General features: G+C 31.5%; 20 protein-coding genes and 1 pseudogene. 10 read left to right on the top strand and 11 right to left on the bottom strand.

The window, feature by feature from the left end; genetic code table 11:
* The first annotated feature begins 889 nt into the window (after positions 1-889).
* Positions 890-1,060, top strand: a complete 171-nt coding sequence (locus PF021_RS07980) for a hypothetical protein (RefSeq protein WP_271021961.1) — start codon at positions 890-892, stop codon at positions 1,058-1,060.
* Between the two features lie 158 nt (positions 1,061-1,218).
* Here the strand turns inward: PF021_RS07980 and PF021_RS08655 are convergent, their stop codons facing one another.
* The 5 genes from PF021_RS08655 to PF021_RS07960 form a co-directional block, all read right to left on the bottom strand.
* Positions 1,219-1,398 carry a DUF5131 family protein gene (locus tag PF021_RS08655; protein WP_407081422.1) on the bottom strand — a complete coding sequence of 60 codons (180 nt, stop codon included), beginning with the start codon at positions 1,396-1,398 and terminating at the stop codon, positions 1,219-1,221.
* 30 nt (positions 1,399-1,428) lie between these two features.
* On the bottom strand, positions 1,429-2,907 hold the full coding sequence (locus PF021_RS07975; protein WP_271021960.1) for an ATP-binding protein: 1,479 nt from the start codon (positions 2,905-2,907) through the stop codon (positions 1,429-1,431).
* Positions 2,908-2,935: 28 nt separating this feature from the next.
* Positions 2,936-4,951: a site-specific DNA-methyltransferase gene (locus tag PF021_RS07970; protein ID WP_271021959.1), complete on the bottom strand. Its 2,016-nt coding sequence runs from the start codon at positions 4,949-4,951 to the stop codon at positions 2,936-2,938.
* Positions 4,952-7,864 carry a restriction endonuclease gene (locus PF021_RS07965; RefSeq protein WP_271021958.1) on the bottom strand — a complete coding sequence of 971 codons (2,913 nt, stop codon included), beginning with the start codon at positions 7,862-7,864 and terminating at the stop codon, positions 4,952-4,954.
* Positions 7,865-7,928: 64 nt separating this feature from the next.
* Positions 7,929-9,368: a saccharopine dehydrogenase family protein gene (locus tag PF021_RS07960; protein WP_271021957.1), complete on the bottom strand. Its 1,440-nt coding sequence runs from the start codon at positions 9,366-9,368 to the stop codon at positions 7,929-7,931.
* Between the two features lie 404 nt (positions 9,369-9,772).
* Here PF021_RS07960 and PF021_RS07955 point away from each other — a divergent pair, with 404 nt between their 5' ends.
* The 5 genes from PF021_RS07955 to PF021_RS08645 all read left to right on the top strand — a co-directional run bounded on the left by PF021_RS07955 (position 9,773) and on the right by PF021_RS08645 (position 11,617).
* Positions 9,773-10,312: a hypothetical protein gene (locus PF021_RS07955; RefSeq protein WP_271021956.1), complete on the top strand. Its 540-nt coding sequence runs from the start codon at positions 9,773-9,775 to the stop codon at positions 10,310-10,312.
* Positions 10,305-10,733, top strand: a complete 429-nt coding sequence (locus PF021_RS07950) for a PDC sensor domain-containing protein (RefSeq protein WP_271021955.1) — start codon at positions 10,305-10,307, stop codon at positions 10,731-10,733. Before PF021_RS07955 ends, PF021_RS07950 begins: the two co-directional genes overlap by 8 nt.
* 184 nt (positions 10,734-10,917) lie before the next feature.
* Positions 10,918-11,094, top strand: coding sequence for a hypothetical protein (locus PF021_RS07945; RefSeq protein WP_271021954.1), 177 nt, complete (start codon positions 10,918-10,920; stop codon positions 11,092-11,094).
* A 1-nt stretch (position 11,095) separates the two neighbouring features.
* Positions 11,096-11,251 carry a hypothetical protein gene (locus tag PF021_RS08650; RefSeq protein WP_407081421.1) on the top strand — a complete coding sequence of 52 codons (156 nt, stop codon included), beginning with the start codon at positions 11,096-11,098 and terminating at the stop codon, positions 11,249-11,251.
* Positions 11,252-11,290: 39 nt separating this feature from the next.
* Positions 11,291-11,617: a methyl-accepting chemotaxis protein gene (locus PF021_RS08645; protein WP_271023468.1), complete on the top strand. Its 327-nt coding sequence runs from the start codon at positions 11,291-11,293 to the stop codon at positions 11,615-11,617.
* 136 nt (positions 11,618-11,753) lie between these two features.
* Here the strand turns inward: PF021_RS08645 and PF021_RS07935 are convergent, their stop codons facing one another.
* Positions 11,754-12,521 carry a TSUP family transporter gene (locus tag PF021_RS07935; protein WP_271021953.1) on the bottom strand — a complete coding sequence of 256 codons (768 nt, stop codon included), beginning with the start codon at positions 12,519-12,521 and terminating at the stop codon, positions 11,754-11,756.
* Positions 12,522-12,614: 93 nt separating this feature from the next.
* Here PF021_RS07935 and flgB point away from each other — a divergent pair, with 93 nt between their 5' ends.
* Genes flgB through PF021_RS07915 form a run of 4 tightly spaced genes read left to right on the top strand, consistent with a single transcriptional unit; the run spans position 12,615 to position 15,660 of the window.
* The gene (flgB, locus tag PF021_RS07930; protein WP_271021952.1) at positions 12,615-13,049 is read left to right on the top strand and encodes a flagellar basal body rod protein FlgB; all 435 of its coding nucleotides are present in this window, start codon (positions 12,615-12,617) and stop codon (positions 13,047-13,049) included.
* A 13-nt stretch (positions 13,050-13,062) separates the two neighbouring features.
* The gene (gene flgC, locus PF021_RS07925; RefSeq protein ID WP_271021951.1) at positions 13,063-13,563 is read left to right on the top strand and encodes a flagellar basal body rod protein FlgC; all 501 of its coding nucleotides are present in this window, start codon (positions 13,063-13,065) and stop codon (positions 13,561-13,563) included.
* Between the two features lie 10 nt (positions 13,564-13,573).
* On the top strand, positions 13,574-13,891 hold the full coding sequence (gene fliE, locus PF021_RS07920) for a flagellar hook-basal body complex protein FliE (RefSeq protein WP_271021950.1): 318 nt from the start codon (positions 13,574-13,576) through the stop codon (positions 13,889-13,891).
* A complete protein-coding gene (locus tag PF021_RS07915; RefSeq protein ID WP_271021949.1) occupies positions 13,891-15,660 on the top strand; it encodes a peptidoglycan D,D-transpeptidase FtsI family protein in 1,770 nt (589 codons plus the stop codon). Before fliE ends, PF021_RS07915 begins: the two co-directional genes overlap by 1 nt.
* A 47-nt stretch (positions 15,661-15,707) precedes the next feature.
* Here PF021_RS07915 and PF021_RS07910 read toward each other — a convergent pair.
* From PF021_RS07910 to PF021_RS07890, 5 genes and pseudogenes are all read right to left on the bottom strand, one after another.
* A pseudogene (locus PF021_RS07910) lies at positions 15,708-16,894 on the bottom strand (CsgG/HfaB family protein).
* Between the two features lie 8 nt (positions 16,895-16,902).
* A complete protein-coding gene (locus tag PF021_RS07905) occupies positions 16,903-18,240 on the bottom strand; it encodes a DUF6844 domain-containing protein (RefSeq protein WP_271021948.1) in 1,338 nt (445 codons plus the stop codon).
* An 8-nt stretch (positions 18,241-18,248) separates the two neighbouring features.
* Complete coding sequence (gene lpoB, locus PF021_RS07900) at positions 18,249-18,881, bottom strand: penicillin-binding protein activator LpoB (protein WP_271021947.1); 633 nt, start codon at positions 18,879-18,881, stop codon at positions 18,249-18,251.
* Between the two features lie 9 nt (positions 18,882-18,890).
* Complete coding sequence (locus PF021_RS07895; RefSeq protein WP_271021946.1) at positions 18,891-19,265, bottom strand: YcfL family protein; 375 nt, start codon at positions 19,263-19,265, stop codon at positions 18,891-18,893.
* A 3-nt stretch (positions 19,266-19,268) separates the two neighbouring features.
* On the bottom strand, positions 19,269-20,609 hold the full coding sequence (locus tag PF021_RS07890) for a hypothetical protein (RefSeq protein ID WP_271021945.1): 1,341 nt from the start codon (positions 20,607-20,609) through the stop codon (positions 19,269-19,271).
* Between the last annotated feature and the right edge of the window lie 7 nt (positions 20,610-20,616).

Below are 20,616 nucleotides of genomic sequence, written 5' to 3'. Positions count from 1 at the left end.
CATGAATTAGCACATCTAATTTACCCAAATCACTCTAAGGAATTTTTATCGTTATCTTACTTGCTATATGAGTGATTAAAAAGTGTTAATTTAAAGATGAATCTAATAAGAAAATCAAAAAAATATACTTGTTGGAAACTATAAGATTCTAAGCAAAGCCAAGTTTCCTAAACTTTGTTATAATTTTACTGCTTTAAGCTTCGTTTTTATTGTCTTTGTGAGAGTAAAGGAGCTACATGGAGTTGATTATAATTTATGTAATAACTTTAGTGGCGTTGATTCTAGTTTGTAAAAACTATAATCTAACTCTTAAAAACTCAATAAGATTCTAAAATAAGCCCACTTAACTTAGACTTAAAGCACAATTCTTCTCACAAAAGACAAAGTGGGTTTAGAATCTTAGATTCTAATGTCTTTTGTGGAATTATTTGTAAGTAAATTTAATCCTAAACTCAAAGAACTAAGCTAATTTTCTTAATGAAAAATGGGAATCCCTAAAATTTCTACAACCTTTAAAATTAATTTTTAAAGGTTGTAGAAATTCCTCCCAATTCATACGAAAATTAGCTTAGCAGTCCCTTACAATTTGCACGATTGCTCTTTGTCTTTGTGTTTATAAAAATACAAAGCAAAAGTAGGCTACCTTATTTTTAAAGCCTTAAATACTTTCGTTTTAAGGCTTTAAAAATTTTCCTAATTGCTTTTTAATTTTTACAAACACAAGCCTAGCATACAATCATTCCCAAAGACTTTTTAGGCACACTCTTAGCACCTTATTCCTTACAACCACACTTAAAACCTCCTAAAATGCTAGACAAAAAGGAGTAAGCATGATAAAAACTTAAGCGGACAAAGTCCTTTTAGGGCACCATTTGCCTTTGGTTCTAGTGTGGATATTTTTATAAATGGTAATAATGACGGAAGTATAAAAGTGCTATCAAGCACAGGAGAAGAGTTAGCTAGACATGAATTTAGTGGGAAGATTTTAAGAGATTTAAAAGTATCGCAAAATCAAAGCCTTTTAAAGAAGTATCGGGTTATAGAATCTGTATTTGCATAGGTTATGCTAAAAGGCAATACAAAGATTAAAGAATAGAGGTTTTGCATTGGATTTCCTTGTAATTTATTTATGTCTAGTTGTTAGAGATTAATTTAAACTAGTTTTATCCTATATAAAATCCTTTAATCAATATAGCCGATTGCATATATTGCTATATTTCACTTTGAGTGCTCGTAATAAATTTTCGGATATTCTCTATAAAGTTTATCATTAATTAAAGCACCATTTTCTTTCTTATTTCGTTTTATACTATCACTCCCCCGGGTCCCCCATTGCTTAAAGAAAAATGCTACTTTTTGTTTCTCACATTGTTTTTTGATATTTAAAACCCAAATCACCTTTTAACTATCATTCTATTTTATTTCAAACTATGCAAAAAAGATTCTATCAATATAGGCAATAGCCTTTCTCACATTAAAAAATTTATCATTGTAGTTTTTAATACAATGATCATAAAGTGCAAAAAGCTCTGATAATATATATTCTTTATCAATTTGGTCTTTATTAAAGTTCATAATTGCATCAGAAATTTTTCTCATATCATCATCTTTTTTAATTATTTCCAACAGACTAACTTTATTATTTATATTCCCAATAAACTCATTTTGACATTTCGATTTTTCAGGTTTATTTTCCTTAATGATTTTTATTTTATTATTAACAAAACTCTTTTTTCTTGCATTATTAGAAATATTTACAAGAAATTCTATTAATTTATCTTTATTCATATCTGCTTTTTGCATAAAATATCTCATAGGTAATAGCGAAGCGTGAAACTCAGCCATAGCTTCTATACAAGCCTCAGCTTCTTGTTTGTCAATATCTTTTTGTAAGAAAAATATTTCATAAATATATTTTTCATCAATATTTTTATGAACATTGTGTGAAATAATAACTCCATCAGCGGATATTGCCTCCACACTCCCTTTTAGAATCAATGCCGGCGCTCCATCTTTCTCCACAAAATGTCCTTCCTTGATAAAGGCAATTTTTGGCAATAAATCTTGGTTGATCAAAAAATTACCACCTTTTCCCTCGACTTCACCTGTTACCACATTTAAAATTGCTGAATTCTCAATGCCATTTTTAAATATATTTTCTATATGTTTTTGCATAGTTAAATGTAGCTCTTTTTCTTTTCTTTCATTAATGATTCTTAGTAAATCTAGCTTTGCAATCTTTCTTGTTTCTGCATTGTATCGATAATAAATATCCCCATTATTGTTAATCAGTGGTTTATCATTGGATTCAAAAATTTGTATATATGCCACTAACTTCTGATTAATTTCTTTACAATCCCTTTTAAATCTAATACTTTCTCTAAAATTGGAATTTAAAACTTCATTGATTCTTTTATTATCTTGCATAAAGCTTTTGTATTGTTTTTCATCTATTCCTTTGATGTAATATTTTTTTATACTATCATTATTTTCTTCGGAAATTCCAAAAACTATAAACCCACCTTTATTATTTGCCATTCCTTGAATACTTCTTAATAACTTATCATCTTTAATTGCACCAAATGATTGCTTATATTCTATGGTCTCACTTTCTTCATTTTCTATATAATCATCTTTAAATTTAAAAACACTACAAAAATCATCATTCATTGTTGTTGTTTGATATTGTGCTATAAAATTGTTCACTACATTATCCAAAGCGAGTGGTATATCTTTCCCTATTTTTCCACTTTTTATATCGCTAATCCTCCCTGAATTGATATGCTTAAGGTTGTTTGCTTCTCTATACCGATTTATATAAGCCAAAATATCTTGATTTTCATATTTTAAATTAATTAATACTTTAATAATGCCAATTTCATAATCTGATATTGGATTTTTTGCCATTTTATTCCAAGTTCCTATTTGTTTTATCTCAATACACAATTCTAAGTCTATCGCTTAGGCTAGAATCAAGATTTAAAAAGTTTTCTAAACTCAAATCTTCAAAGCCATCGATGAAAATATATTCATTTTGTGTATTGCGTAAGAAATCTAGCACTTCTTTATCACAAGTAACAAGATATAAGCAATCCTCACATTGATAAAGTTTGTTTGCAAAGATAGACTTTAGAGGTTTATCTAGCGTTTTTCCACTTTGTAAGGCTAGATGTAGTGCTTTATCAAATGGGCTTAACTCTGTATTACTAAGTAACTCTAAGGTGCCTTTTTTGGTTGTGGTAAGCTCTCTTTTATCGCTTAGGCTTAGCACACTAAAGCGGATAGTAAAATCTGGGTTTGCATTTGCAATCTTTGCACTTGCTCTTTTCACTCTTTCAATGGTTATATCGCTAATGACTGGCTTTTTGCTTCCTAGCTCATTTTTGCAAAAATCATAAGCGGTTTTGCTTTTTTTCTCATCTATCTCTTCATCAATTTGCACTAATATAAATTTGCGATTGCCCTTATCTTCTGCATTTAGCTCCATTACTGCCTGTGCGGTCGTGCCACTTCCTGCAAAGAAGTCTAGGATAATGTCGTCTTCGTTATTGTGGGATTTTACATTATTAGAATCTTTGTATATGGTGTTGCTTGAATTTGTAGAGATTTTAAGCAATCTTTTGATTAAATATAATGGTTTAGCATATGAAAAAGTATCGTCCATTTGCAATGAAGTCAATTCTTTCGCACTATTATCATAGTTTATTTCTTTTTCAGCCCATAAACTTTTTGCTTTTCTCATTTTTTCATCTGTTAAATAATCTTTTTGAAAAACATCATATCTATCTTTAATTTTTTTAACAATTAAATAGTTTTTGGATTCTAAAATTTTCTTTTTACTCCAACGCCAAGTTCCCAAAATTCCATTTGAAAATTTGGGTATTATTGCAACATCATCATTGCTTTGCTTTTCTAAATAAAATTCTTTAGTTTTAATATTGTAAAAGATAGGGAAATGTAAAGTGGGAGATTCTTCGGCAGTAGCCCTACCTCCTCGCAATCTTAAACCTAATAACCTATAATATCCCATAGAATCTTTTAATGGATATTCTTGCTTTTGTTTTTCTGTTAAAGATTCTCCAAAAACTTTACATTCACCAATATTTTTCGCATAGCATAAAAGATATTCGTGTGTTTCAGCTATAAATTTACTTGATTGTCGCCCTCTTGGATTGGATAAGATTGGAATACACGCCACAAAATTTTCCTCTCCAAAAATTTCATCACAGAGAATCTTTAAATTTGCTTGTTCGTTATCATCTATACTTATAAATATCACGCCATCTTCACGCAATAAATCTCTAGCAAGTTTAAGGCGTGGTAGCATAAAAGATAGCCATCCACTATGAGTGCGTGTGCTTTGTATGTTTTTAAAAAATTGCAGGATTTCAGATTCTATCTCATTTTCTTCATCATCGATTTCTAATAGTCCCACTTCTTGCAAAATCGCCTTATAATCTTTTCTAAAATTATCTGGATAGATGAAATTATCATTTTTTGTATTGTAGGGCGGATCTATATAGATCATTTTGATTTTTTCACTATAAGCGGATTTTAGGATTTTTAGTGCATCTAGATTATCGCCTTTGATGATAAAATTTTGTGCTTCCGCATTAAAATCTTCTTCGTTTTCTGTATTTTTGGATTCTTTGCTATGTTTACAAGATTCTAGATTGTGATATGTAAAAGTCTCTTCAAGCTTTAGCATTTTTTGAGTAGGAGTGCTATAAAGTGCATTAGCCAAAGCTTTACCTGTGAAGGTAAGCTCATAGCCTTGAATGTTTGTATTTGTATCTAGTCCTAAGAGAGTGGCGATAGTCTTTAAATCCACTTGATTATCTCTAATGGTTTGTGGAAAGTGTGTTTTAAGATTCTCAAATAAGGCATTGTGCCTCTCTTTAGAATCTATAATTTTTATACCTTTTTTTATCACTTCATCTTTTTGCATCATTTACTCTCCTTGTGCTTGTTTTAAACTTGTTAATAAATCTTGCTTATTAATGCGCGTGTTATAAATCACCTTAATGTTCTCATCTTTTAGACTTTTTTGCAATGATTTAAAAAATCTTTTTGCATAATCTATCTTTTTTTGTTCAACCGCTGGGATTTGTGAAGCATCATTATATCCTTTAGTCTCACAAACAAAAAAGATTTTTTGCCCATTTTTGTCTTTTAATAGATAGGCAAAATCTGGCTCATAGTTTTTAAAAGGTGTGGGAATGCTAAATTTTGGCAATTTAGCAAAGACAACTATGCTTTTAGAATCTATTTCTCTGGTTTCTTCTAAAATCACTTCTTTTTCGATTTGGCTATCATAAACTACTTTTTCAAAAAGATAGTTTGATGCTGGGGTTAGTGGCTCATTGCTTTTAAAATCTTTAGCGATAAATTTACCAAGCTTTTGTGCTTCTATCTCTTTTTTTGGTTTGCCATTTTCATCATATAAAACAGATTCATTAGAATAGCTTTGGGCAAATTCATAGCCTACGCTTAAAAGCAGATTCTTATGTAACTCTTCCTTAAAAATACTTTTTAAAGCTTCAAAAGCAGCTTTTGGGGAATTATTAAAATTTGATCTATTGAGCTTATTTAAAAGCTCTAATAAAAAAGGAAGTGAGATTTGATTGCTTAAAGCAAAGTCAAGTGCTAAAGATTTAAAATCCTTATTAAGTGCTTTTGTATAATCTTTTGTGCCAATTGTTTGTATATCTTGGGTAATGATTTTATTGTTTTCTGTATCAAAAATTTTACTTTCAAATGTGATAGATTCTTTTTCTATTTGGATTTTATTAAACTCTTTAGCTATGTTTTGTATTAGAGAATCTTGATTGATATTTTGATAGACAATGAGTGATTTTTGATTTATCGTATTCCACAACTCTTTAAATTCCTCTGCTAGAGTGTGCTTTATCTTTACTTTTTCTTTTGGGGCATTAGCATTTTGCACTTGCTCTTTTGTGGTATTTAAGTTTTTAAAAGATTCTAAAATAGAATCGAATTTATCTTTTAAAAGCTCTTTTAAATCTTTATTATCTTTGATTGTTTCATAAATAGGGGCGATGATTTTATAAATATTGCCAAGCTCATCAAATTCCACTAAGTTTAGATCTTCTAGTTTTATAAGCAATCTACTTGCCTCTCTTGCATTAAGCCCTTGACTTTCTAGCCTTTCTTGACTAATCCATACCGCATCCAAAGCAAAACTAGAATCCATTATTTCTCTTTGCAAATCTTCAATAAAGCCTCTTTCTTCACTGCTTACAAGCATATCAAGGTGATTTATATCAAAAAACTCATTTTCATCATCTCTCAAAAATCTATGTGTAATTCTTTTGCCTTCATTATTTACACAGATTCTAAGTCCTCGTCCTACTTGCTGATGACGGCTTACATCACTGCTTGAATTTGCAAGTTTGGTTAGAGTGAATATATTTGGATTATCCCAGCCTTCTTGCAGTGCCCACACACTAAAAATAAAACGCAAAGATGTATCAAAGGAAAGCAATTTTTCTTTATCTTTTAAAATCAATGCTATATCAGCGGCTTCTTGGTTGTCAATATTTTTTTCCTTGCTACTAAGCTTGGCATCACCGCTAAAATAGCCTTGATGCACTTTCAACTTTCCTTCATCGTCATAATCTTTTTCTAAATATTCTCTATATTTACTATCTAAATTTTGCTTTAAAACTTCATTGCGTTTTTGTTTATAAAGCCTTTCAAAAGTATTTTTGACAAATGGCTCTTCACCCCTAAAATCTGTAATATTTGGGATAAAAAAGAGGCTTAAGGCTTTAATATTTTGTTTAAATAGTCGCTCTTCTTTTTCAAAATGCAAATCAATAGCTTTTGCTAAAAGACTTTCAATCTCATCTTCGCTAAGTTTATAAGACTTTTTCTTTTCTATTATCTTTCCATTGCTTAAATATGCTTTGTCTTTATTGACATTTACCAAACTAATACCTTGAAAGCTAGAATCTAGCTTACCTAAATTACTATTTTGTAAAATTGTTGTGCGTTTTTCTATGCCATTTTTGAAAAAGGAAAAGGTTGCGGATTTTGATTCGGATTTTGACTTGCTGGTATTTGTAGCTATCAAAAATGGGGTAGTATTATCCTGAATAAGTGTATGCACTCTAATTTGCTTCACAAGATAAGATCTAAATGCGCAAATGGAATCAAGGCAATATGCAACATTGCTTAACTCATAATCATTTTCTTTAGGAAAAGTTGCACCAAAGCGAAAATACAAAGAATTTAGTTTTGAAAAATATTTATTAAAAGCTTCGCCTTTGAGCAAATGTGGTTCATCTATGATAGAAATAGGTTTTAGTGAGATTATATTTTCAAAGATACTTTTAGTATTAAAAAGATTCTCATTGTTTTTATTAAGTAAATTACCCTCTTTATCAATAGCGCTATTGGTGAGTATTAGCACACTTAACTCATCTTCATTTTTGATATAGTGATTAATAATTAGAGATTGGGATTTACTATCTGTGTATGTATAGGCTTTTAAATGCTTTTTATACTCACTATAAAAATAATTTTTTGTGAGATTGATATTTTGTTTGACAGATTCTAAAATCGCCTTTCTTGGGACAAAAATGATGAATTTATTTTGCTTAAATTGCTTGTTTAGTTCAAAAATAAGATTGAGATAAGTGAAAGTCTTACCCGTACCTGTCTCCATTAGAATATCTAAATTTAATTTATCACTAATATTTTGCACCGGTAAGGGTGTGATTTTATAAAAAGCTCTTAAACACTCTTGCAAATTATCTTGCTTTTTAAAATCAAAATCTTGCAAAATCTTAACTATATTTTCTAAGCAGTTTTGCTGATATTCTTGTTTTTCAAAAATCATTTTTGCTCCGTTTAAATGATAGCTAAATTAATATTTTATCTTCATTGTTGACAATCAAATATTACTACTTCCGCCCATCCTCCAATACTTTTCGCATCCCATTAGAATCTATCTCACACACAACATAAGGGAGGCCTTGCTTGTTTAGCTCTGCCATAAATGGATCAGGGTCGTTTTGCTCCATATTCCACACACCACTACCATTATTAGAATCTACTCCCTGATTTTCCCCGCCTTTTGGCATATCGCTATTATCTGCTTTGTTTGGTATTTTTGGCATATTTAGCCCCCATTTGCCCTCACATATCAACTTTGCTCCAATCATCGCTGGCACTCCAGTAGTATAGCTAACCCCTTGTGCATTTACTTCTTTGTAACACGCCTCATGGTCGCAAATATTATAGATATAAATTGTCCTATCTTTGCCATCTTTTTTACCCTTTATGTAGCAACCGATGTGTGTTTGACCTTTGGTTCTAGGGGCTAGGCTTGCTGGATCTGGAAGAAGGGTTTTTAGCACTTGGATAGGCACGATTTTTTGCCCATTATGCTCTATCTCATCTACGCGTAAGAAACCGATGTTTTCTAAACATTTCATATGTGTAAGATAAGATTCTCCAAAAGTCATAAAGAAGCGGATTCTCTTTAATCCTTTGATATTGCGGATAAGCGATTCTAATTCCTCGTGGTAAAGTAGATAGCTATTTTTCACGCCTACTTCTGGGTATTCCCACTCTTTCATTAAATCAAGTGGAGCGACATCTCGCCACTCCCCATTAAAATAGCTTTCATTTTTTAAATCTTGTGTGTTTGCTTCTAGTTTGAAGTGTTTTTCTTCTCGCTCAAACTTACGATAAATAGTATCTTTTTTAAGATCTGAATTTAATGCTAGTTTCTCATCTTTTACCCAAAATCTTGCTTTGGAGCTTACCTCACGCAAATTTATCTCTGGATTAAAGTTCGTAGCAAAGGCATAGCCATGATCTCCTGCATTGCAATCTAGTATATCAATAGATTCAATCTCGTCAAAATAATGCTTTTGTGTATACGCACAAAATACATTTGTAACGCCCGGATCAAAACCGCTTCCTAAAAGTCCAAAGATACCTGCTTCTTTATATCTTGTATCATATGCCCATTGTTCTTTGTATTCAAAGTGTGCACTATCTGGGTGCTCATAATTTGCTGTATCTAAATAATGCGTCTTTGTCCTTAGGCACGCTTCCATTATGGTTAGATCTTGATAGGGGAGGGCTACATTTACCACTAGCTTTGGCTTGTATTTATCTATCAAAGCTACGATAGAATCGACATTATCTGCATCTACACTTTCACAAATAATCTCACCCAAACTTTTAGAACGGATAGATTCTGCGATTGCTTCACATTTAGAGATTGTGCGAGAAGCAAGGATAATCTTAGAGAAAACATATCTATTCATCGCCATTTTATGAGCTACTACGCCACCTACACCACCTGCACCAATTTGTAAAACACAAGCCATTACTTCTCCTAGAATTAAAATATTGAAAAAATTATAACAATTTAAATAACAAAGAAGATATGACTAAAATAAAAAATTTATATTCACTAAACACTTGCTTATTAAAATGCTATATAAATAAATTTTATGTAAAGAATATATAAATTAATTATTAATTAAAGATAAATTATTTATAATTATTTTATAAATAAAATATTAAGAATTGGGTTATTTAATGTTTAATAAAATATTCTGCGATAATATTGTATTCCCTTGTCATATGTGGGAGTGGGGCATTTTGTATATTAGTTTTAATGCTTTCTTGTTATTAAGCCTATATAAAATTTTTTCTTTACTTCCGTATTGATTTACTTTCGTGTATTTTTAATATTTAGTTAATTATTTTTTAAATTATTTTTGGAGACATGAATGAAAAATTACAATTAGGAACAAAGTTAATTATGGTTGTAAGCTCAGTTGTGGTGCTTGTTATGATAGCATTGACTATTATTATTTCTACAAAGCTCACAGTTGCACTACAAGATGAGGCACATAAATTATTGCAAACTGAAAGTGTTAGACTTGCAAATAGAGTGCAAGGTGCTGTTGGGCAGACTTTTGCAGTATTGGAATCTGCCGGTAGCGTTATGGCATTAATCGTGGTTAATGATAGAGAAGGAAATATTGATCAAAAGATTTTATTAGAATCTGTAGAAAGATTATTAAGAACAAATCAATATGCTAGATTTGCTTATTTTTATGTTCCTGGAGATAATGTTTATTTAAGAAGGGTTGCATATCTGCAAAATACTGATTATTTGCTAGATAGTGGAGAGTTTATGATCTTTGCACATAGAGAGAATAATGATGTAGCAGTGGTAAAAGCAGAGGATAATTTAAAACAATTTAACTCATTACATAATGCTATTAGCAATAAAGTGTTAAGTATGGGTAGAGTTGGATAATCAAAGAGTCTTTGTTGTTGATATAACAAGACCAATTTTAAATAGAAAAAAAGAACTAATGGCTGTTGTTGGCGTTGTGGTTGATTTAAATGAAATTTCTAATTCTATATTCAATGCCAAGAGCGTTGCTTATGCGAATAATAGAAACTTTATGATTACAGAAAATGGAGTAATGCTAGTTAATTCTAATAGTGAATTAGTTGGTAAGAATCTAAAAGATATAAATAAAGATGAAAAAATTACAGAGTTTATAAAAAATAATGAAATAGGTATTGTTGATTATAGTTACAATGGAGTTGATAATTATGCAGGTATCACAGAATATAGAGTATGGAAAGATGTAGATACAGAATGGACGCTTGTATCAGTTGTGCCTAAAGATGAAGTATATGCACCACTTGTAAGCGTAGAGCGATCATAATTATTACAGCTTTAATATCTATGGTATTTATTATTGTTGCAATTTGGCTTTATTCTAAGAAATATATTTCTACTCGATTAACCAATTTGGGTAATTTCTTAAATGAATTTTTAGATATATTAATTATGAAAGTAAGACAGCCCCTCAAGTAATCAAAATAGTAGCACATGATGAGATAGGCACTATGGCTGAGATGATAAACAAAAACATAATCTCAACTAATGAATCTGTAAGAAAAGATGGTGCTATGATAGATGAGATAACAAAAGTTGCACAAGATAAGAGCATGGTAGCTTTGCAGGTGTGCTTAGTAATGAGCCAAGCAATCCTCAATAAAAGAACTAAAGGTAGTTTTAAATAGTATGCTTGATATATTGAGAGATAAGATTGGTAAAGATTTAAATGTTATCCTAGATGTGTTTAACTCTTATTGGAATCTAATTTTTAAAGCTAGAGTTAGTGAAGCAAACGGCAAAGTAGAAGAGGCTATAAACTCACTTGGAGATGAAGTTGCATAAATACTTAGTGTATCATCAAGTAATAAGATTACGCATTTAATGCAAAATGTATCAGATAAAACATCTGAAGTAACAAGACAAGCAGAAGATATTAAAAACATAGTAGGTGTAATTAAAGATATAGCAGATCAAACAAATCTACTAGCACTTAATGCTGCAATAGAAGCTGCAAGAGCAGGAGAACATGGTAGAGGATTTGCAGTTGTTGCAGATGAAGTAAGAAAGTTAGCAGAGAGAACTGGTAAATCATTAAATGAAATAGAAGCTAATGTAAATATATTAGTTCAAGGTATTAATGATATGAGTGAATCTATAAGAGAACAAACTACTGGTATAGAGCAAATTAATGATGCAATATTGCATTAAATACAATTACAGAAGAGAATGTGTTTGTTGCTAATGCGACTGATGATGCTGCAAAAGAAATAAATCGCATTGTAGAAGCAATCAACGAAGATACAAATAGAAAGCAATTTTAATTTACGGAATCTTTAAGATTCCGTTATCCTACTATTATATTTTCATAAATTAATTTTATAGACATTATAAATGAGACAAGCACGATTAGTGGTTTTATGATTTTTACTCCATATTTTAAAGCCATCTTAGCCCCCAAATTTGCACCAATAAATTGTCCTAATGCCATTATAAGCCCTATGCCAAATAGCATATTCCCACTAAATGCAAAGAATAAAACTGATGCTAGATTCGTAGAGAAGTTATATAGCTTTGCTTGTGCTAGTGATTTTGTAATATTAAATCCAGCTAACATTATTAATGCTAGAAGAAAGAAAGACCCAGTCCCGGGACCAAAAAATCCATCATAGAATCCTATTGCACATAATGCTAGTATAAACAATCTTTTATGAGATGCTCTATCTTCATTATTAACTTGAGGAGAGAATAAAAAGTAGATTCCAAATGCCATTATTAAAAATGGTAGAAATTTTTGCAATGCATTAGTATCTATAAATTGCACACTTATAGTTCCAGCTCCAGATAGCAAAAAGACGATTATTATATTTGGAAGAGATTCTTTTAGGTTTATGTAGCCTTTGTTATAAAAATATCTTGCAGCACTAAAGCTACCAAAACTGCTTTGTAGCTTATTTGTAGCTAGAGTTTCAAGAGGAGAAGCACCAGCTAGAAGCAAACTAGGTATAGTAATCATGCCACCTCCACCTGCAATTGAATCTATAAATCCAGCTATTAATGCTACAAAAAACAAACATGCTATAATGTATATATCAAATCCAAAAACCTCAAACATAACCAACTCCCCAATTTGATTATCTACGATTATAAGTGAAAGTGGAATAAAAGTTGCTTAAGTGTTTTTCAAAGACATTTTAGGAGACTTGATATGAGCATATTTAGTTATTCACCAGCTAGAGCATTAGCACAAGAAGCACTAGACCACAGGGCGTTAAGACGAGATATGATAGCAAGTAATATAGCAAATGTATCAACTCCTATGTATCGCCCAAAAGATTTAAATTTCGAACAAATGATGGCAAAAAAGGCAGATGAGATTTTAAATAACGAAAGAGATTTCAAGCTTGATGTAGCTTTGACAAACAAAAATCATCTATTGCCATTAGAAGAAATGGCTTTAAATAAGCCTACTATGTTTTATAGAGATGGGCATTTAGCAAGAAATGATGGCAATAGCGTTGATTTAGATATTGAGACAAGTGAAATGGGCAAAAATGACATTATGTATCAAGCAATAGTTGGTGCATTAAGAAAGCAGGGCGGAATTTATACCTATGCTCTAGAATCATCTAAGAATATATAATTAGGAGTTAGAGATGTTTTTATCTAGTTTTGATATTAGTGGATATGGACTATCAGCTCAAAGACAAAGAGTAAATTTAATATCAAGCAATATAGCAAATGCAAATACCACAAGAACAGATGAAGGTGGTCCTTATAGAAGAAGAGAATTGATTTTAAAAGCATTTGATTTTGATAAAGTTTTGAATCAAAAGTATGAAAAAAGTAATAATTTGCTAGAATATGAAGATCCATTAGATGAGATGGATATTTTCGATGAGGGGCGAAAGCCAAAGCCTACGCTAATGAGCGTTTATGTTGATAAAGTTGTCAGGGACGATACTCAACCTAGAATGAAATATGAGCCAAGCCATCCAGATGCTAACTCTGAAGGTTATGTTGCATATCCTAACATTAACCCGGTTGTAGAAATGGCAAATTTAATTGAAGCCACAAAGGCTTATCAGGCAAATGTCGCTGTTTTTCAGAGTGCTAAGAATATGGCTACGACTGCTATTTCAATGTTCCAAGCATAAAGGAATATAAATGGAAATTAATAAATATGGTGTAGATTTTGAAAAGATAAATTCGAAACTGCAAGATGTGCCAAATTTATCTCCAAACCATGAGCTAAATGCACCGGGAAAAAGTTTTGGTGGTATGCTAAAAGAAGCCGTTGATGAGGTAAATGCATATCAAAAATCAACAGAGCAAGTAATGGCAGATATGGCGACAGGACAGATAAAAGACTTGCATCAAGCAGCAATAGTAATAGGTAAAGCAGAAAATAGCATGAAATTGATGCTTGAAGTTAGAAACAAGGCTATTAGCGCCTATAAAGAGCTTATAAAAACACAAATTTAATGAACGATACCACTTCTAAAAAAGCCGGTAAAATCCTGCTTCTATTTTTGCTAATAGGAGTTGGGTTTTGCATATTTTTAGGGACTATTTTTTATAACATCATCACACAAAGACAACTACCAAATTTTCAAGCAAAGAGAGTTGAGAGTGCTATTAGGGGTTCTATTTATAGTGCTGATGGATTCTTGCTTGCATCTAGTAAAAAGGTTTATAAAGCAGTTGTTAATACATATAACATAGATCCACAAAAACAAGACTTATTTGTTAGCTTGTTTTCTGCTTATAGTAAGATTCCAAAAAGCGAGATTGAATCAAAGTTAAAAGAAAAGGGCAATGTAGTCTTGTCTTACAACATAGATTCAAAGAGTGCTTCATATTTAAAGCAACTAAATTTAAAACTAAATTCTTTAGATGTTTTTAGGACATATGAAGATAGCAATGGAAATATTTTTAAATATGGCTTGTCTGTTGTTGAGAGTGGAGAGATGAGAGAGTATCTATATGATGATACAATGGAGCCAATTTTAGGATATATAAATAAACTAGATGATAGTAGAATCACGCGTGTAAGTGGTGTTAAAGGTATAGAAAAGAGTTTTAATGAAGAGTTAGAGCCAACTAGCGATATGTTAATGGTGGGCACTAGAGATATAGGATTCAATGTCATTTTAAATAAAGATTCAATTTTTAAAGATAGAGTTGATGGATATGATGTAATATCAAGCATACCTCTAAAGTTGCAAAAAAAAATAGAAAGATTGGTTGATAAGAATAAAGATATTCTGGGTGCAAAAGAAGTTGTTGTTGGAATAATGGAAGGTAATAGTGGCAAGATTTTAAGTCTTGCAAGTAGTGCTAGATTTAATCCAAATGCAATTAAAATAGAAGACTATCCAAAGCTAAATGCAAATGCAATAGAGTATTCTTACGAGCCCGGAAGTATAATTAAGCCGATAATTTATTCTATTTTGCTTGATAAGAATCTAATAAATCCAAGTGAGATTATAGATTTAGAGAATGGAAGATATAGGCTTGATAATTTTTATATCACAGATACTCATAAGCTAGAATCTGCAAGCATAGAAGATGTGTTGTTGTATTCAAGCAATATTGGCATGGCAAAGATTGCACAACGATTAAATGCGATAGACTATAATGAGAGCTTGTTGAAGTTTGGATTTGGCAAAGATAGTGGTATAGATTTGCCTTATGAGAAAATAGGTGCAATTCCAGATTCAAGGAGACTTGGAGGAGAAGTATATAAAGCAACCGTGTCTTATGGCTATGGACTTAGGACTACATTTATGCAGATGTTAAAGGCATATAACACGATAATTAGCAATGGAATCTCTTATGAACCTTATGTTGTAGAATATCTGCTAGATAGCAAAAATGTAAAATACAAAATAAATCACGAATCCCCACAAAGAATCTTAAGCGATAAAACGGCAAACATTGTAAAAGATACACTAATAAAAGTAGTATCCGATGGCACAGGTAGGACTGCTAAGGTAAGTGGAATAACAATCGGAGGCAAAACAGGGACTGCACATATAGCACAAGGTGGAAAGTATGTAAGGAAATATAATAGCTCATTTTTTGGGTTTGCTAAAGATGATAAAGGACATGAATACACAATAGGCATAAGTGTATTTGAGCCAAATGAAACTGAAGCATATTTTGCTTCAAGAACTGCAGTGCCACTTTTTAGAGAAGTTGTTGAGTTGCTTATAAAAGAGGGCTATTTAAAAGCAAATAAAGCTAAATAAATATTCTGAAGTAAAACACAAAAAGATTTAAAGCCTAAAACTAGGGATTACCACCCTAGATTCACGCCACCACCTTCATTTACCTTATAGTTAGGGTCTCTTCCCACTTTATATCCATTATCACCACCATTGCTTAAAGGACGACAAATATCTCCCTTTTTTACGCTTCCTTCTATTATTTTGCCATAGGAAATTTTTGGTGTTACTCTAGTTATTCCTACATTGCCACTTTTTGTTTCTATGTGTCCTGTTGTTTCTTTGGTGTAAGAATCTGTAATAGCTTTACCTAAAGAAAAACACTCATAGCTCTCTCCCATATCTAGCTTTTGTGAAAATACTTCTTCTTCATTTGCGACTTCAGCCACTTTTAGATGGTATATGGCATTTAAAATATCGCTTGAAATTTTATGTGCTATTTTTTGCATTATTGCCTCATCTTCGCTTAGTGAGCTATTTTTTATGGTGAATTTTTCAATTAGGGTGTTTGAATACTTAATCTGCCTTGTTGCAAATAGCAATACTCTATAATCAATACTAATTTCAGCTTGTAGTTTTGTCTTGCCTGTTAGATTACTTTTCTTTTGTTCTCCATCTAGTCCGCTTATGTTGAATAGCAAAATATAATCTGTTGCAAGGACATTTTTAAGCTTATATACTTCATCATTCATTGCATCACCACTTTTTATGAGTGCTTTTTCCATATCGTAATATCCTTGCGAATCTCGATCTAGGACATTGAATTTTCTACTTTGTAATAATTCTGTTTTATCTTTTGTTGTAGTGTAGCACCAAGCGAGGCTTGTATTTTGTTGTGAGATACATTAAAGACACTTATATTTCTTCTGTTATCAGCCTTTAGTCCGGGTGCTACATATTTTTTTGTAGTGGTTGTTTTGTAGATTGTTACATTTGCTATGTATTTTCCATTTTCTTCAAACACACTATCTACTTCATAGCTATCTGCCGAACCTTTTGTTGCTTTGTTTATTTGCTCACTATAAGTATCTTTTATATTTGTGCTTTCATTTGTGTTTGTGCTTATGTTTATAGACTTTTTAATGGAGTTTATACTAACTCCATTTAGTTTCCCTATAGCTTCGATAATTGCATTATTTATGGCTTCTTCTCTGCTTAAGCCACTGCCTTCACCACTTGCTTGTTTTGTTGTAGTATTTGTTACTACTTTAGCTTCTAATGCACAAAGGCATAGAAATATTAATAGAATCTTTTTCATGCTATATCCTAAAAATCATCAATGCTATTTACAATACTTGATTTTTTATCTTGCTCTCTTGTTTGAGGCTTGGTTGTTGCTTTTTTGTGTTCTTGTTTTATTGGTGATACTGCTTGTGTTGTATTTACATAGTTTTTATAAGAATACACTCTAACAACGCCAACATATTCTGTATTATTATCATCTGTATAAGACCATCTCTTAGCAGTTCTAATTCCTCTTAGATTCCCCTTTGTCTTGCTTGTGATTGTCTTTAGAGACTTATCTACTATTTCACTTATCATTTCTTCTGTGATTTCTTTTGAGCCATTATTTATATTTTGAGATTCTTTTAGTGTTTGTTTTATTGTATCGCCTGTTTGTGTTTCATCTCTTAGGCTTATTTGTGTGCTTACGAATTCCCTAATAGCTACATCTGCTTGATTTTGAGCTGTCTCTTTTGCACCACTTTCTAGTCTATCTAGGATTCTAGAATCGCTTGAAGTCTTGCCATAGCCCCATATTCCATAGCTTATTATCATAGGTTCGCCATTTTCATCATATACCATTCTTATGCCATATTCATTTATATAGTCTTTGTCCTCTTTTGGTAGGAATTCTTCTAGCTTCTTGCCCTTGCCTTTTATGTTTGATTGTCTATTCTTTTTTATATCATCTGCTATGGCTCTTGTTTTATTTGAGATTACTGCAACTACACCAACTCTATAATTACCATTTTTGGTTGTTGTAACATAAGTTTGCATAGGCACTAGACCACTCATTTGACCACTTGCATCTATGATTGTTTTAGTTATAAATTCATCTTTGAAAATGTCTTTTTTCCTCTCTTGGCTTAAACCTTCTACTTCAATCCCTAAGTCTTTTAGCGCAGAATCTAGTTTTGCACCGGTTAGTTGTGTTACCTTATCCATTATTTGTGATAGCACACCACCTTTTTCTAGTTCTTCAAACTCTCTTGCATTTGTTGAGTTATCATTTAGGTATTTTAGGATTCTTTGGTTTGCCAATCTGCCAAAGGCATCTTTTATAAATTCACTTTGTATGTTTAGCATAGCCCTTTGAAATGCTATGCTACCTCCTCTTGCAAGATCTCCCTTATCAGATATATCTGCATATCCATAATAAAATGTCCTGCCATTTTCTGTTACTCCATATTCTATATTATGCGCGTTTGCAAACTCATCAAAATAATCTTGTATATCTTTTGTTGCCACCTCTTTTTCTTGTGGTAGAGATAATTCATTTTGAATCTTAATATCAGATTGCGTTATTTCAGTTTGCTTTTCTCCTTGTGCATAAAGAATATTACTTAAAATCAAAGAACTAATGAATATTATCTTTTTCATTATTTTCCTTACCAAGTTACAGATTTGCTAGAGCCTGTTTTGTTGATTGTTTGCTCATCTTCCCAATATACAAGTCCAGAGTTTAAGTCTGTTATTCTAAGTAAAAAGAAGTATTCTACTTGTGTTTTGCCATTGCTTAATCTCACATTATCTTGTCTTATCTTACCAGCTAGTGAGAAGTCAGGAGATACTAGAGTTCCCTTTTTTGCGATTGTGTTTTGATTGAATTCATCATTATCTCTTAATTCTCTAACATCTTCACTCATGGAATCTAATGCACCACCATGTGCTACTGCGGAAGTTAGCACAAACTTACCAGACCTTCTTAGAGCTGAAGTTATCTTGGCAGTTAGTTTTTCTGTATCAATTCTTTGTGGAGTGTCATTTAGGATTCTGCCTATTGCAATTACCTTTCTATCTCCTGCTTGTATATTTGCAAATGCAGGATCACTAAGCATACTATTTATCATATTCTCTGCTGTATTTTCAAAATCTTCTCTATCTAGTCCTAAAGTTAGTGCTGACCCTTTGTTTGCTTGAGTTGATTTACCATCTGTGTATGTTGGACCAGAGCTACTAGCACACCCTCCAAGTAATGCACCTACGATACTAAAAGCTACTATTAAATTTTTTGTTTTCATTTTTTCTCCTTATTTTCTTTGAATGTAAATTTTAAAATCTTTTGCACTTTTGTGTTGTGCAACTTTCTTTATTCTTTTATCCTTATTTGCAAGGATTCTTATTGTTCTATATTCGTCATCTATGACATTTGGTAATTCTAAACCATTTTCATCTAGCCATGTAACTTTATAGATAATATCTCTATTAGTGCTACTTCTTAAGATTAAGTCAAATTCTAAAAGCCCATTTAGATTCTTTATTTCTCTTAGATTCTTTACTATATCTTTTGGCAGAGATGAATCTATAAATACTCTATCATGTTTTGTATGTGGAGCGGGAGTGTAAGTTACTCCACCACATGCACTAAAAAACAAAATACAAGCTAAAAGAAAAACATACCTCATACCTTACCTTTGTATTATATTTACATTAATTGGATTGCTAGGGTTAAATGAGCGAACAATCACAAGCGCACTTTTGTTTTTGTTTAATGTGGCTTGATATAGATGAGTGCCATCTGGTGCTTTTATCTCTATTTCTCCATTATTATCTAGCATTACAACTGATACACCTTTTGGTAATCCATTCCAATATCTAACATCTGCACTTGTTGTAGCCATTGTAAAAAGTGAGCTTGCTAGTGCTAGATATCCACCTGTTGCGTCATTTTTGGCTACAACGGCATTTAGAGTAGTTTTTGTGATTGTTTGTAGTAATGCCTTAGTTATCATTGTGGGCATATTTAGCTTAAATTCGGTAGCTACTATATTGTCTAAAACTACAAAATCAGATGTCTGCTTATCATTAATGCTTAAGAATGGATATGAATATTCTCTTGGCTTTAGTGTTTGTAGTGCGACACTTGCAGTAATTGCTTTTTTGTCAAAGATAAAAGGAAGATTTAATTTAAACTCATCTTTTGCAATGCCAAATCCATTTTCATAAACAACAAAAATCTTATTGCCATCTTTATTGCTATTTTCAAAAAATTCTGCTTGTTGTTGTATTTCTTCATTGTTAGGATTGATTATAGCTACTTCTCTAAAGAGATTTTGTGCTTTTATATAATCTCTATCCATGTAGAAAAACACAGAAGCAAGGTATGTCGCATAAGGGTTTATAAAGTCTTTTGTAGTGTCAAACTCTTCCCAGAGATGCTCATATTTGCCTTCTATTGTTTTTGTGTTTTTACCTATGTTTTCTTCGTAGTTTTGTGATTTTTGTTGCTTTTCTAGTTCTTGTCTATTTTTTTCTATTTCAGCTGCAAAATATTCTTTTGCCTTATCTTGACGCATAAGTGCTCTATTGAACTCTACTCTAGCGTTTTCAAAATCGCCTAGATTCATAAAGTTTATACCTTTATAAGAATTTAACATTATTCTTTCATACAAGCTTCCTTCATAATCTACAGCTCCTTCATTTATAAGTGTAGATGCAACTGCTTTTGCACCTTTTGTGCCTACGCTTTGTAAATCAACATCTTCTTTGTAAGATTCTTCTACCAAATCAAAAAATTCGTTACTTGTTTTAAAATTGCCACAATTTTTTGCTATTAACCCAGAATTCAATCCGACATAAATTGTGTCGTCATCGTCTTTTACTTCTTTTAGCTTCTCGTTAAAAAATTGCTCATCACATAACTTTTGTGTCAAATTATTTTCATAACTTAAATTGCTTTGCGAGCTACTACAAGCACTAAACAATATACCAGCTACTACGAGCGAAGTTACAACTAATCCCTTTTTCAAACTCTCT

Source organism: Helicobacter ibis (genome assembly GCF_027859255.1).
In the GTDB taxonomy this organism is placed as follows: domain Bacteria; phylum Campylobacterota; class Campylobacteria; order Campylobacterales; family Helicobacteraceae; genus Helicobacter_D; species Helicobacter_D ibis.
This window is presented reverse-complemented; position numbering and strand designations above follow the sequence as displayed.

Coding starts and splice junctions, on each gene's coding strand:
- PF021_RS07975 (WP_271021960.1), bottom strand. CDS start 2,907: ATGGCAAAAAATCCAATATCAGATTATGAAATTGGCATTATTAAAGTA.
- PF021_RS07970 (WP_271021959.1), bottom strand. CDS start 4,951: ATGATGCAAAAAGATGAAGTGATAAAAAAAGGTATAAAAATTATAGAT.
- PF021_RS07965 (WP_271021958.1), bottom strand. CDS start 7,864: ATGATTTTTGAAAAACAAGAATATCAGCAAAACTGCTTAGAAAATATA.
- PF021_RS07960 (WP_271021957.1), bottom strand. CDS start 9,368: ATGGCTTGTGTTTTACAAATTGGTGCAGGTGGTGTAGGTGGCGTAGTA.
- PF021_RS07955 (WP_271021956.1), top strand. CDS start 9,773: ATGAATGAAAAATTACAATTAGGAACAAAGTTAATTATGGTTGTAAGC.
- PF021_RS07945 (WP_271021954.1), top strand. CDS start 10,918: ATGGCTGAGATGATAAACAAAAACATAATCTCAACTAATGAATCTGTA.
- PF021_RS08650 (WP_407081421.1), top strand. CDS start 11,096: ATGCTTGATATATTGAGAGATAAGATTGGTAAAGATTTAAATGTTATC.
- PF021_RS08645 (WP_271023468.1), top strand. CDS start 11,291: ATGCAAAATGTATCAGATAAAACATCTGAAGTAACAAGACAAGCAGAA.
- PF021_RS07935 (WP_271021953.1), bottom strand. CDS start 12,521: ATGTTTGAGGTTTTTGGATTTGATATATACATTATAGCATGTTTGTTT.
- flgB (WP_271021952.1), top strand. CDS start 12,615: ATGAGCATATTTAGTTATTCACCAGCTAGAGCATTAGCACAAGAAGCA.
- flgC (WP_271021951.1), top strand. CDS start 13,063: ATGTTTTTATCTAGTTTTGATATTAGTGGATATGGACTATCAGCTCAA.
- fliE (WP_271021950.1), top strand. CDS start 13,574: ATGGAAATTAATAAATATGGTGTAGATTTTGAAAAGATAAATTCGAAA.
- PF021_RS07915 (WP_271021949.1), top strand. CDS start 13,891: ATGAACGATACCACTTCTAAAAAAGCCGGTAAAATCCTGCTTCTATTT.
- PF021_RS07905 (WP_271021948.1), bottom strand. CDS start 18,240: ATGAAAAAGATAATATTCATTAGTTCTTTGATTTTAAGTAATATTCTT.
- lpoB (WP_271021947.1), bottom strand. CDS start 18,881: ATGAAAACAAAAAATTTAATAGTAGCTTTTAGTATCGTAGGTGCATTA.
- PF021_RS07895 (WP_271021946.1), bottom strand. CDS start 19,265: ATGAGGTATGTTTTTCTTTTAGCTTGTATTTTGTTTTTTAGTGCATGT.